This is a genomic window from Pseudomonas sp. NPDC089530, from assembly GCF_050280705.1.
Taxonomy (GTDB): domain Bacteria; phylum Pseudomonadota; class Gammaproteobacteria; order Pseudomonadales; family Pseudomonadaceae; genus Aquipseudomonas.
Window position 1 is genome coordinate 34,734 of sequence record NZ_JBNNVU010000044.1, and the last position, 11,984, is coordinate 46,717.

An 11,984-nucleotide genomic window follows, 5' to 3' on the forward strand; every position below is an offset into this window, starting at 1 on the left:
CCTCTGTTTGGGAGCCAGTATGAATTCTTTGCCAATTGATGAAGTTTTACCCGCCCTGCGTGAAGCCCTGGCGACACGCCATGAGGCTGTGCTCGAAGCACCGCCCGGCGCCGGTAAGACCACCCGCGTGCCTTTGGCCCTGTTGAACGAACCCTGGCTGGCCGGACAACGCATTCTCATACTCGAACCCCGGCGCCTGGCGGCGCGGGCGGCGGCCGAACGGCTGGCCAGCGAGCTGGGGGAGAAGGTCGGCGAAACCGTGGGCTACCGGATCCGCCTCGACAGCAAGGTCGGCCCGAACACCCGGATCGAGGTGGTCACCGAGGGCATTCTGACCCGCCGCCTGCAGGACGACCCGGCGCTGGAAGGCGTCGGCCTGCTGATCTTCGACGAATTCCACGAACGCAGTCTCGATGCCGATCTGGCCCTGGCCCTGAGCCTGAACGGTCGTGATCTGTTCCGCGACGAGCAGCCGCTGAAAATCCTCCTGATGTCGGCGACCCTGGAGGGCGAACGCCTGGCCGGGCTGCTGGACGATGCGCCGATCCTGCGCAGCCAGGGCCGAATGTTCCCGGTCGATGTGCGTTGGGGGCGGCCTTTCCAGCCGGGCGAGTTCATCGAGCCGCGGCTGGTGCAGACCCTTCTTGAGGCGCTGAACGATGAAAGCGGCAGCGTCCTGGTGTTCCTGCCGGGGCAGGCGGAGATCCGCCGGGTGCATCAGCAATTGGCCGATGCCCTGGGCGAGCGCTCGGATATTCTGCTCTGCCCGCTGCATGGCGAGCTGGACCTGGCGGCGCAGCGCGCGGCCATCGAGCCAGCGCCCGTTGGCAAGCGCAAGGTGGTGCTGGCCACGAACATTGCCGAGACCAGCCTGACCATCGACGGTGTGCGAGTGGTGGTCGACGCCGGGCTGGCGCGGGTGCCGCGCTTCGATCCGGGCAGCGGCATGACCCGTCTCGACACCCAGCGTATCTCCCGGGCCAGCGCCACCCAGCGCGCCGGCCGGGCCGGGCGCCTGGAGCCGGGGGTGTGCTATCGCCTGTGGTCCCAGGACCAGCACGAGCAACTGGCGGCCTACGGCAGCGCGGAGATTCTCCAGGCCGACCTGGCGGGCCTGGCCCTGCAGCTGGCGCGCTGGGGCGTGGCGCCGGCGCAGCTGGTGTGGCTGGATGTGCCGCCCAGCGCGGCCTATGCCCAGGCCCAGGACCTGCTCGAACGCCTCGGCGCCCTGATGGCCCAGGCCGGCGAGGACTGGAAGCTGACACCCCACGGCCAGGCCATGGCCGAGTTGCCGGCGCATCCGCGCATTGCCCACCTGCTGCTGCGCGGCCAAGCCCTGGGGCTGGCGAACATGGCCTGCGACGTCGCCGCCTTGCTCGGCGAGCGCGACATCCTGCGGGGCGGCGGTGCCGACCTGCACAGTCGCCTGGTGCTGCTGTCTGGCGAAGAACGCGCGGCCCGCGGCGCGCAGGGTGGGGTGCAGCGCGCTCGCCAGCTGGCTCGGCAGTACCGCGGTTATCTGCGCGGGCAGCCCGGTGAGGCGGTGGCGGACCCGGACCATCCGCGCTGGCTGGGCGCCTTGCTGGCGTTGGCCTATCCGGACCGGGTCGCCCAGCAACGCCGCCCCGGCGGCGCCGAGTACCGGCTGGCCAACGGCCGGGCGGCGCTGTTCAGCGAGACCGACAGCTTGATGAAACAGCCCTGGCTGGTGGTCGCCGACCTGGGCAGCCGCCAGGGACAGCGCGAAGAACGCATCTATCTGGCAGCGGATTTCGACCCGGCGCTGTTCGACTCGGTCCTGGCCGAGCAGGTACGCAGTGTCGACCAACTGGATTGGGACGAGCGCGAAGGCGTGTTGCGTGCCGAGCGTCAGCGCAAGGTGGGCGAACTGGTGCTCAGCCGCGAACCGTTGACCGGGCTGGACGAGGCGGCGCGTAGCCAGGCCCTGGTCAACCTGGTGCGGCGCAAGGGCCTGGAAATGTTGCCCTGGACCCCGGAGCTGCGCCAGTGGCAGGCCCGGGTGGCCCTGTTGCGCCAGCTCGATCTGCAGGCCAAGGGCGAAAGCGAGTGGCCGGATGTCAGTGACGCGGCCTTGCTCAAGGGCCTGGAAAACTGGCTGCTGCCGTACCTGGGCAAGGTGTCGCGGCTCAGTCACTTCGCCAACCTGGAACTGGCCGGCATTGTCCACAACCTGCTGCCCTGGCCGCTGCCACAATGCCTGGACGAGCTGGCGCCGCACCATTTGACGGTGCCGTCCGGCTCGTCGATCCGCCTCGATTACAGCGAACAGCCGCCGATTCTTGCGGTGCGTCTGCAGGAGCTGTTCGGCCTCGCCGAAACGCCACGGATCGCCGGCGGCCGGCAAGTGGTCAAGCTGCACCTGCTGTCCCCGGCGCGGCGCCCGGTGCAGGTCACCCAGGACTTGGCGAACTTCTGGCGCAGTACCTACGCCGAGGTGAAGAAGGACCTCAAGGGCCGTTACCCGAAACATTACTGGCCGGATGACCCGCTGGTAGCCGAAGCCACGGCCCGGGCCAAGCCGCGCAAGTAACCCTGGGCCACGGTTACAGCGCGGCAGGCAGCAGGAAACGGGCGATCAGCGGCAGGTGGTCGGAGATGCGCAGGGTGTCGTCCTGCCGGACCTGGGCCTGGACCCGCTTGATCCGCGGGCTGTGGAACAGGTAGTCGACGGTGCGGTCCGGGCCGTCAAGGGCCGGGTCGTTGGGGTAGTGGGTCAGCCACAGGGCGCGGTCGATGCCGCTGGCCTCGTTGTTGGTGGGGATCATCGGGTACTTGTCCCAGAGCGTGTGCAGCGCGCTGTCGGCGAGGTAGGGCGCGCGCTGTTCGGGGGCGAGCCGCTGGTACTGTCCCAGGGGCAGCAGGTTGAAGTCGCCGCCGATCAGCCAGGGCGTACCCCGGGCCTCGAAACGGTCCAGCACCTTGGTCACTGCGTTCACCTGGGCCTGCAGTGCTTCAGGGTGTCGTGTCGCGCGGTCCAGGTGGGTGTTGAGCACGGCCACCTGCCCGCCGTCGCTCAGGGGCAGGTAGCTCACCAGCACGGCGTTTTTCGGCTGGAACTGGCGGCTCACCAGATTGGCCGCAGGCACCGGCAATTGCAGGCGTTCGGCGTGGTCGATGCGCAGGCGGCTCAGGGTCGCCAGTTGCCGGCCGACGCTGCCGAAGATATGCGGGGAGGGGACGAAGTCGGCCTTCCAGTCGAAAGCCTGGGTGCTGCAGGGGTAGAGGTCGGCCAGGCGTTCCTGCAGTAGCTTGAGCTGGTCCTGGTAGTCGCTGGCCTTGGCGCCGTCGTCCAGTTCCTGCAGCAGCAGGATGTCCGGCTGCTCGTCGCGAATCACCCGGGCCACTTCGTCCAGGCTGAACGCCATGTCTTCCCGGGTCGGGCGCTCGTCCGGCCCCTGGGCCTGGTCGTTCCAGAACACATAGCGCTTGCCCGCCAGGTACTGCACGTTCCAGGTCATCACCTTCAGCGCCTGGCCGGGGACGAGGCTGGGCGCCTTGCCGGTGCAGGCGACCGGCAGCGACTCCTTGGGGGCTGGGCGCCAGGTCAGGCTGTAGACCATGGCGGACAACAGGCCCGCGCTGATCAGCAGGCCCAGGAGGATGGAGCGCAATAGTCGGGGCATCGGCTCGGCTTATGGCGTTGCGGGATGGAGCCCGAGCATAACCGAGAGCAGGGCCGCCACCCAAGAGGTAGAGCGGTCGGCCCCGGGGGATCAGTCGTTGGCGGGGGCATCGCCGATCAGCATGAACAGGCGGAACACCACCACGCTGGTGAACAACTGCAGGAAGCTGTGGGCGCTTTCGATCAGCAGCGACAGCAGCGGGCTGGGGTCGGGGTAGGCGGCCATGCTGGCGCCCTTGAGCAGCCACAGCGGGGCCATCACCGCCAGGATGCACACCAGGATCCGCAGGAAGTGCCCGCGGGTCAGGCGGAAGCTTTCGCGGATCGCGGCCAAAGGTTGCAGGCCCCGGAGCACCAGCAGGTATTCGGCGAAGGCCAGGGTCACCATCAGCCACAGGCCGGGCAGGAAATACAGCGACAGGCCCAGCAGGATCAGCAGGGTGTTGATGGCGGTCAGCAGGGCGAAGCGCGGCCACAGGCTCACGGCCGCGGCCAGCAGGTCGCGGGCCATGGGCGATTCGCCGCGGCTGCGGGCGTCGAGGAACAGGATCAGCACCCCGGTGTACAGCGGGTAGATCAGCAGGCCGACGACCACGCTGTAGCCGGGAAAGGCCTCGGGGCCCAGCGAGCTGTCCACGGCTTGCTGCAGCAGCGCTTCGAGGACCACCAGCGGCAGGCACAGCTGGACGATACGCCCCAGGTTGCGCTGGCAGAAGTACAGGGAGTCGCGCAGAACGGTTAACGGATTCATCAATGGTTATCGCAGATCGAAAAAGCGGTTGGACACTTTAACCGATGCAGCCCCGGGGCGAGCAAACGTAAACGTTAGGTAAAGGCCATTGAAAGCCCGCGCGGCAGCCCCATTACTGGTTGCACCTTGTGCATGACGGCAAGGCCCCGTTTTTTACCGGCAATCTAAAGAGGTCGCCATGAACAGCGAAGAGCAAACCCTGATCGATGGACTGTTTTCACGGTTGCAGCAAGCCGAGAAGGATTCAGCCCCGCGCGACGCCCAGGCGGAGACGCGGATCAAGGAGCATCTGGCCCGGCAGCCTGGCGCCGGGTATTTCATGACCCAGGCGATCCTGGTGCAAGAGGCCGCGCTCAAGAGCCTCGACGAGCAGAACAAACAACTCGCCCAGCAGGTCCAGCAACTGCAGGCCGAACTGCAACAGGCCAAGGCCCAGGCCGCGGCACCGGCGCCCAGCGGCGGCGGGTTCCTTTCGAGCATCTTTGGCGGCGCGTCCCGCGATCCGCAGCCGGCGCCGACCCAAAGCGCTCCGGTGTCGTCCGGCGGTGGCTGGCGCGAACCGGCACGCCCGGCGTTCAACCCGCAGCCGCAGCAGAACTTCGGCGCTGCGCCACCGAATTACCCACCACAGGGTTATCCCCAGCAGAACTATGCCGCGCCACAACAGGCGGCAGGCAGCAGCTTTCTCGGCGGCGCGTTGAAGACCGCGGCCGGCGTGGCCGGTGGCGTGATGCTGGCCCAGGGCCTGAGCAGCTTGTTCCACGGCAACCAGCAGCCGCAGGAAATCGTCGAGGTGATCAAGGAAGAACCGGCGCCGGCCAGCGATAACAGCGGCGGCTGGGGCAACGACGAGCAGCGCGTGGCCAACAACGATTCCTGGGGCAACAACGACCAGGGCGGCTTCAGCGATGCCGACTACGGCAGCGACGACAGTTCGTTCTTTTCCGACGACGATTCCTTCGTCTGACCCGCCATCGGTCCGGAACGCCTGGGCGTCCCGGACCGATTATTCGCGGAACCTTCCTTCTGGCTGGCATACTGGGCGACTTTTCAGGGTTTGAGCCCCGGCCCAGTTCGCGCGCGTGAGCGCCATGAGGATGAGCGGTGAAAAAAATCGCTGTGTTCGCCGATGTCCAGAATCTCTATTACACCGTGCGTCAGGTCTATGGCTGTCACTTCAACTATGCCGCCCTGTGGGCCGATATCAGCAAGCAGGGGCAGATAGTCGAAGCCTATGCCTATGCCATCGACCGGGGTGACAGCAAGCAGCAGCAGTTCCAGCAGATCCTGCGCAACCTGGGCTTCACGGTAAAACTCAAACCCTATATCCAGCGCAGCGACGGCTCGGCCAAGGGCGACTGGGACGTTGGCATCACCATTGACATCATGGATGCCGCCGCCCATGTCGACGAAGTGGTGCTGGCCTCGGGCGACGGCGATTTCGACCTGTTGCTCGAACGGATCATCAGCAAGCACGGCGTCGAAGCGGTGGCTTACGGCGTGCCGGGGCTGACCGCCAATTCGCTGATCCGCGCCGCCACGCGCTATGTGCCGATCGAAGGCGCGCTATTGCTCAAAAACTGAGCTGACTATTTTTTGTACGGAGCTGGACAGGTTTGGAACGCATCGCCGTCATCGACTTTGAAACCACCGGGATCGCCCCGAGCAGCAGTTGCCGGGCCACGGAAATCGCCGTGGTGATTCTCGAACAGGGGCGCATCGTCGAGCGTTACCAGAGCCTGATGAATGCCGGCGTGCGGGTGCCGGCCTTTATCGAGCAGTTGACCGGCATCAGCAACGCCATGCTGCGCGGCGCGCCGCCGGCCGAGCAGGTGATGAACGAGGTCAACGAGTTCGTCGGCACCACGCCGCTGCTGGCGCACAACGCCGCGTTCGACCAGAAGTTCTGGGATTTCGAGCTGGGTCGGATCAAGCGCACCCGCCTGCAGAACTTCGCCTGTTCCCTATTGCTGGCCCGGCGCCTGATGCCGGCGGCGCCCAATCACAAGCTCGGCACCCTCACCACCTTCGCCAGCCTGCCCCATACCGGCCAGGCTCACCGGGCCATGGCCGATGCGGAAATGGCCGCCAACCTCACCGCGCATCTGTTGCAGGAACTGCGGCAGAAACACGGGGTGCGGGAGCTGTCCCACGACTTTTTGTGCAAGCTGCAGAAAGTGCCGGCGGCCAAGATCGGCGAACACCTCAAGCGCCAGCGCGGCGTCTGACCCCTCAATCCTTGTAGCCGCTGCCGAGCCTTGGCGAGGCTGCGATAAGGCTCGAAGAGCCTTCCGGGGGCCTCAAGAGCGCGTCTCCTGCGGAGCCGATCGCAGCCTCGCCAGGGCTCGGCAGCGGCTACAGGGCGGTGGTTGGTTTATTTGCCGTTGCTTTCCAGGTGTCCCAGCGGTACGCGCTGTTCGATGGCGCTGGAGAGCACGATCGAGGTCTTGCTGAAACCGAACTGGGCGACGCGGTTGATCAGCTCCTCCAGTTCCGTCATCGAGCCGACGGCGGCGCGCATGATCACGCACGGATCGCCGGTGACCCGGTGGCATTCGGTCAGTTGCGGGATCCGGCTCAATTCGTCGTAGACCTTCAGGTTGCCGTGCTGGGCCATGCGCAACTCGATCACGCACTGGATCGGTAGCCCGAGCTTGGCCAGGTCGACCTTGGCCTGGTAGCCGGTGATGACCCCGCTGGCTTCCAGCTTGGTCACCCGTTCGGCCACGGCCGGGGCGGAGAGATTCACTTTGCGCGCCAGTTCGGCGTAGCTCGCCCGGCCGTTTTCCAGCAGGGCGGCGAGGAGCATGCGGTCATATTTGTCCATGGCGAGGCTTCCAAACGCAGCGACTTTCGAAAGTATGGTTTATAGCCAGAATCTCCGTGTATTGAAAAGTGTACCGATGCTTTAAACAGGTTTTGTAACTTAAGTTCCGGCTGCCGGCTTTCTAAAATATCGCTCTCCCTTGCCTGTCTCCGAGCCTTGCCCATGTCTGGCCTCCGCCGTTTTCCCTTGCCGTTGATTGCCGCTTTTTTTGCGTTGTACGTGATCTGGGGGTCGACCTACCTGGTGATCCGCATCGGGGTCGAGTACTGGCCGCCGCTGATGCTCGGCGGCATCCGTTTCGTCATCGCCGGTAGCCTGATGTATGGCTTCCTGCGCTGGCGCGGGGTGCCGGCGCCGACCTGGGCGCAATGGCGGGCGGCGGGGATGATCGGCATCCTGCTGCTGAGCTGCGGCAATGGCGCGGTCACCGTCGCCGAACACATGGGCGTGGCGTCCGGAGTGGCGGCGCTGGCGGTGGCCACGGTGCCGCTGTTCACCCTGCTGTGCGGTTATTTCTGGGGCGCGCGCAACACCCGCCTGGAATGGGCCGGGATCGCCCTCGGGCTGATCGGCATCGCCATGCTCAACCTCGGTTCCAACCTGCAGGCGAGCCCGACGGGCGCGGCCCTGTTGGTGTTCGCGGCGGCGGCCTGGGCCTTCGGTTCGGTGTGGAGCAAACACTTGCCGTTGCCCCAGGGGGCGATGGCCAGCGCCGCCGAAATGCTGGTGGGCGGCGTGGTGCTGCTGATTGGCAGCTGGCTGAGTGGCGAGCGGCTGGTGGAGGTCCCGCCCCTGGAAGGATGGGCGGCCCTGGCCTACCTGACGGCCTTCGGTTCGATCATCGCTTTCAATGCCTACATGTACCTGCTCAAGCATGTGCGTCCGGCGGCGGCCACCAGTTACGCCTACGTCAATCCGGCGGTGGCAGTGCTGCTGGGGATCGTGTTCGTCGGCGAGACCATTGGCCTGGAAGAGGCCATGGCGATGGTGGTGATCATCAGTGCCGTGGTGCTGATCGGCCTGCCGCAATGGCAAAAGCCGAAAGTGAAGGTCATGGCGGAGGAAACGACCGCCTGAGGCAGGCGGTCGCGGTTTTCAACAATACGGGGCGAACGCGGCGCGTTCGCCCGGGATATCAGTTGCAGGCGCCGTCGTCGCGCCAGACCTTGCCGCTGCCTTCGCCGCCGGTGTAGGCCGGGTTGCCCGGCTCGTTGCCCTGGGTCCACCAGCGCGCGGTATAGAAGTGGCCGTTGTGGCTGACCTTGTTACCGGTCACGTAGGCGTTCCTGGCGTTCCACGGCCCCTGGCACAGGCCGGGTTGCCCGCCGCCGTCGGCGCTGACCTTCACGCTGTGCTCGCTGAGCACGCTGCGATGACCGTTGCTCAGCTCGAGGCTGAAACGGTAACGGGTGTCCTTGGCGTTCTTCGGTGCGATGAACGTCAGCTGCGGGCCCTTGGCCTGGAAACTCAGGCTCGGGCTGACGCTCCAGCGGTACTCCAGGGGCAGCCCCGCCGGATCGCTGGAGCCCGAGGCATCGAGCCGCACCTGCTCACCGGCCTTGGCCTGGGAGACGCCGTTGATGTTCGCCACCGGCGGTTCGACCGGCGTGTCGCCGTCGCATGGGCCCAGGTCTTTCCAGACCTTGCCGCTGCCGTCGGCGCCGGTGAAGGCCGGGTTGCCGGGCTCGCTGCCCTGGACCCACCAGCGGGCCATGTACTGGCGGCCCTTGTGCTGCACTTCGTTTTTCTCCGTGTAGACCTTGCCGGCCTCCCATGGGGCTTTGCAGCTGGTCGCGTTGCCGTTGGCCTTGACCAGCACTTCATGGCTGGCGCTGCTGCTCTGCTTGCCGTTGCTCAGCTTCAGGTCGAAGCGATAGCGGGTGTCGCTGGCCAGCTCGGGGGCGATAAAGCTCAGGCGCGGACCGTCCAGGGCGAAGTCCAGGGCCGGCGTGGCTTCCCAGGCGAAGTCCAGGGCATGGCCTTGCGGGTCGCTGGAGGCCGAGGCATCCAGCACCACCTGCTGGCCGGCTTCGGCCTCGGTCTTGCCGCTGATCTTCGCCACGGGCGGCAGGACGTTCTCCACGGGTTTGAGCGAGGCCGACTTGACCTCGTTGTCGGCACTGAATTCGCCGTCGGCGAGCAAGGTCCACGGGCCGTCCGGCCCGGCGCCACCATACACCTGGTAAGCCTTGATATTGCCGCTCAGGCCCTGGTCCTGGCGCGGCAGGTAGTGCAACTGGGAGAAGCTGCTCTCGCTGCCCAGGTCGATCACCAACTGGTGGGGATAGCCGGCGCCAGCGGCGGAGGCCCAGAAGGTCTTGGGATTGCCGTCGATGATATTGCTGCCCGGCGAGCCGGCCAGGGTGCTGCTGGCCGAGTGGATGCGCCAGCTGCGAGGCAGTGACTTGCCGCGGGCATCGGCCAGGTGCAGTTCGGCGATGCTGGCGTTTTCCTTGCCATCCACCGAGGAGTTGGCCACCAGGCGGACGTAGCGAGCCTTGACGGTTTCGTTCAGGAGGGCGAAGGCATGACCCTCGACCACCATATCGGTCACGGTCTTGTTCTTTTCCGCGCGCACGGCCAGATACCAACGGCCGGGCTGCGGGTCGTTGACCCCCAGTGCCACGCCGTTGTTCTCCAGCGAGCGGTAGTCATAGTCGTCGACACTTGGCTGGGCGCCACGCTTGAGCAGCAACTGGACCTTGCCTGCCGGCTCGTTCAGCGGACCGTGAGTCACGCTGAATGCCAGGCGCTGGGTACCGGGCTTCACATCCAGAGGGAAGTAGCGCAGTTCGCCCTTGGCCAGGTTGACGGACTGTTGCAACAGCTGGGTGCCTTGCTCGTCGGCCAGGGGCACCACGGCCGGTGCGTAAGCCGAGATCTTCGCCGCGTTTTCGCGCCAGACCCGGGCCATGTTCGCGGTTTGCGCGTCGCCCAGCGGCACTCCGCGGCTGTCATTGACATCGGGGTTGGAGTAGTACGGCACATGGTTGCCGCAGAGGATGGTGCCGACCCGGCCGTTGTTGTAGCCGAAGCGATAGCTCTTGCCGTCCGAGCAGTGGCTGCCGCCGATGTTGTGCCCCAGTTCATGGCGGAATGCGACCGCGCTGTTGATGTAGTTGATCGAGTAGCGCCCATTGACGTAGGCCCAGCCGATGGCGGTGTCCTCGCCCGGGATGCCGCGCACGAAGCTGGTGACCAGATCCGGGCTGTACTGTTTGATGCCCTCGGCGAACAGGGTGCTGATCTGGGCCAGCGAGCCCGTGGTGATCGGCATGTCCTCGCGCACCACCTGGGTGCCGACCAGGCGTACGCGCACGCCCTGGATCAGCGACTGTTTCACCGCTCGGTTGATCGCCACGACCTGGGCCAGGGCATAGGCTTCAGCGTCGCCGACGAACGCCGCGGATCGATCCGAGAAGCCTGCCAGCAGGTCGATGACAATCTCGCCCGCGGCGTTGCGATCGAGCTGGTAGCTGCGCTGGCCTGCAGCCGATTCGAGCAGGTTGGAAATGGCCTGCTGCGGGGCTTCCAGAGCGTCCGGAGCGTGGGCGGGACGGTTGGGGCCGTCGAAGCGCAGCAGCGTCTGCTGGCCATCGGCGCTACCGCGGATCATCGCGTTGGCTTGCGGCAACAGGGCAATGAAGCTGCCGTCGGGACGGCTGGCGACAATCATTTCGTCCTCGGCCTGCTGGCTGCGGCTGAGGTTCAGGCTTTTGCCGACCAGGACCTTGAGGTCCTTGTAGTCGTCGCCCTGGGCCGGCGCGACAGGGCCGATGCTCAGGCCGGTTTCCTGGCGCAGGCGTTCGGTGCCGGCTTCGGCTGCACTGCGAGCGCCCGAAGCGACAGCGTTGAGGTTGATGAAATGTCCGCTCAGGGCGTTCTGATTTTGCGTGGCAGGGGGCGACGAAGGGGCTGGCTGGGCCAGCAGGTCGCCGCTCAATGGCAGCAACAGCGCTGCGGTGAGGCCGGCGCAGTAAAGGCGGTGGGCGCGAGAAAGCGCGGTCAATCTGAAGCTGGGCATAACCTTTCCTGAAACAGCGCAGCCGTATCCCTGCCGATCAGGATCGACAAGGTGGATGCGCAGGTAAGTGATGAATGAGAAGGTGTGCCGGCGGCGAAATCATAGGCGGTGGGTCATTGCTCTGTACATCGAGCGGGCGGATTTTCGTACCCGTACGAGGCGCCGTGAATTCGGGACCCGCAGCCTTTTTTCGCGCCCGTGGGAGCGGCCCGTCCGGCCGGATGAAAGGCTGCTGTCCGAGGAGAAAGCCGGGCAAATTAGGGTAAACTGCCGCGCATTGCACACCAGCGCTGACCTTTTCCCTACGGTATCCCCATGACATTCGCCACTCTCGGCCTGATCGAACCCTTGCTGCGCGCCCTCGAAACGCTTGGCTACCAGACCCCGACCCCGGTGCAGGCGCAAGCCATTCCCGCGGTGCTGGGCGGTCGCGACCTGATGGCCGCCGCGCAGACCGGCACCGGCAAGACCGCCGGCTTCGCCTTGCCGCTGCTGCAACTGCTGACCATGGAAGGGCCGAAGGTCGCGGCCAACTCGGTGCGGGCGTTGATCCTGGTGCCGACCCGCGAACTGGCCGAGCAGGTGCACGAAGCGGTGCGCCAGTACGCTGCGAACCTGCCATTGCGCACTTATGCGGTGTACGGCGGCGTCAGCATCAACCCGCAGATGATGAAGCTGCGCGGCCCAGGCGCTGATGGAAGCGCCGCAGGTGACGGTGATCCACACCGGCGGCCAGCTC

The 11,984-nt window shown here is 66.2% G+C and carries 10 protein-coding genes; 6 read left to right on the forward strand and 4 right to left on the reverse strand.

From position 1 onward, the window contains the following. Nucleotides 1-19 precede the first annotated feature (19 nt). On the forward strand, nucleotides 20-2,551 hold the full coding sequence (hrpB, locus tag ACQKQA_RS17675) for an ATP-dependent helicase HrpB (RefSeq protein WP_427560115.1): 2,532 nt from the start codon (nucleotides 20-22) through the stop codon (nucleotides 2,549-2,551). Nucleotides 2,552-2,564: 13 nt separating this feature from the next. Here hrpB and ACQKQA_RS17680 read toward each other — a convergent pair whose 3' ends face one another. Both ACQKQA_RS17680 and ACQKQA_RS17685 read right to left on the reverse strand, forming a co-directional pair. Continuing rightward, nucleotides 2,565-3,644, reverse strand: coding sequence for an endonuclease/exonuclease/phosphatase family protein (locus ACQKQA_RS17680; RefSeq protein WP_427560118.1), 1,080 nt, complete (start codon nucleotides 3,642-3,644; stop codon nucleotides 2,565-2,567). Nucleotides 3,645-3,734: 90 nt separating this feature from the next. Beyond that, on the reverse strand, nucleotides 3,735-4,394 hold the full coding sequence (locus tag ACQKQA_RS17685) for a YciC family protein (RefSeq protein WP_427560121.1): 660 nt from the start codon (nucleotides 4,392-4,394) through the stop codon (nucleotides 3,735-3,737). Nucleotides 4,395-4,572: 178 nt separating this feature from the next. On the opposite strand from ACQKQA_RS17685, the gene ACQKQA_RS17690 reads away from it, so the two are divergent. The 3 genes from ACQKQA_RS17690 to ACQKQA_RS17700 all read left to right on the forward strand — a co-directional run bounded on the left by ACQKQA_RS17690 (nucleotide 4,573) and on the right by ACQKQA_RS17700 (nucleotide 6,622). Beyond that, entirely contained in the window at nucleotides 4,573-5,361 is a 789-nt protein-coding gene (locus ACQKQA_RS17690) for a DUF2076 domain-containing protein (RefSeq protein ID WP_427560123.1), read from the forward strand. Nucleotides 5,362-5,498: 137 nt separating this feature from the next. After that, nucleotides 5,499-5,978 carry an NYN domain-containing protein gene (locus ACQKQA_RS17695; RefSeq protein ID WP_427560126.1) on the forward strand — a complete coding sequence of 160 codons (480 nt, stop codon included), beginning with the start codon at nucleotides 5,499-5,501 and terminating at the stop codon, nucleotides 5,976-5,978. Nucleotides 5,979-6,010: 32 nt separating this feature from the next. Further along, on the forward strand, nucleotides 6,011-6,622 hold the full coding sequence (locus ACQKQA_RS17700; RefSeq protein ID WP_427560129.1) for a 3'-5' exonuclease: 612 nt from the start codon (nucleotides 6,011-6,013) through the stop codon (nucleotides 6,620-6,622). A 146-nt stretch (nucleotides 6,623-6,768) separates the two neighbouring features. On the opposite strand, the gene ACQKQA_RS17705 is transcribed toward ACQKQA_RS17700, so the two are convergent. Further along, entirely contained in the window at nucleotides 6,769-7,221 is a 453-nt protein-coding gene (locus ACQKQA_RS17705) for an Lrp/AsnC family transcriptional regulator (RefSeq protein WP_427560132.1), read from the reverse strand. Between the two features lie 162 nt (nucleotides 7,222-7,383). Here ACQKQA_RS17705 and yedA point away from each other — a divergent pair, with 162 nt between their 5' ends. Beyond that, a complete protein-coding gene (gene yedA / locus ACQKQA_RS17710; protein ID WP_427560135.1) occupies nucleotides 7,384-8,298 on the forward strand; it encodes a drug/metabolite exporter YedA in 915 nt (304 codons plus the stop codon). 58 nt (nucleotides 8,299-8,356) lie between these two features. Here the strand turns inward: yedA and ACQKQA_RS17715 are convergent, their stop codons facing one another. Then, nucleotides 8,357-11,245, reverse strand: coding sequence for a discoidin domain-containing protein (locus ACQKQA_RS17715; RefSeq protein WP_427560138.1), 2,889 nt, complete (start codon nucleotides 11,243-11,245; stop codon nucleotides 8,357-8,359). 315 nt (nucleotides 11,246-11,560) lie between these two features. Here ACQKQA_RS17715 and ACQKQA_RS17720 point away from each other — a divergent pair. Beyond that, nucleotides 11,561-11,984, forward strand: a 424-nt coding sequence (locus tag ACQKQA_RS17720) for a DEAD/DEAH box helicase (protein WP_427560140.1), incomplete at its 3' end; no start/stop codon positions are given.

Excerpts from the sequence above, each read along its gene's own strand:
- hrpB (WP_427560115.1), top strand. The coding sequence starts at position 20 with ATGAATTCTTTGCCAATTGATGAAGTTTTACCCGCCCTGCGTGAAGCC.
- ACQKQA_RS17680 (WP_427560118.1), bottom strand. The coding sequence starts at position 3,644 with ATGCCCCGACTATTGCGCTCCATCCTCCTGGGCCTGCTGATCAGCGCG.
- ACQKQA_RS17685 (WP_427560121.1), bottom strand. The coding sequence starts at position 4,394 with ATGAATCCGTTAACCGTTCTGCGCGACTCCCTGTACTTCTGCCAGCGC.
- ACQKQA_RS17690 (WP_427560123.1), top strand. The coding sequence starts at position 4,573 with ATGAACAGCGAAGAGCAAACCCTGATCGATGGACTGTTTTCACGGTTG.
- ACQKQA_RS17705 (WP_427560132.1), bottom strand. The coding sequence starts at position 7,221 with ATGGACAAATATGACCGCATGCTCCTCGCCGCCCTGCTGGAAAACGGC.
- yedA (WP_427560135.1), top strand. The coding sequence starts at position 7,384 with ATGTCTGGCCTCCGCCGTTTTCCCTTGCCGTTGATTGCCGCTTTTTTT.
- ACQKQA_RS17715 (WP_427560138.1), bottom strand. The coding sequence starts at position 11,245 with ATGCCCAGCTTCAGATTGACCGCGCTTTCTCGCGCCCACCGCCTTTAC.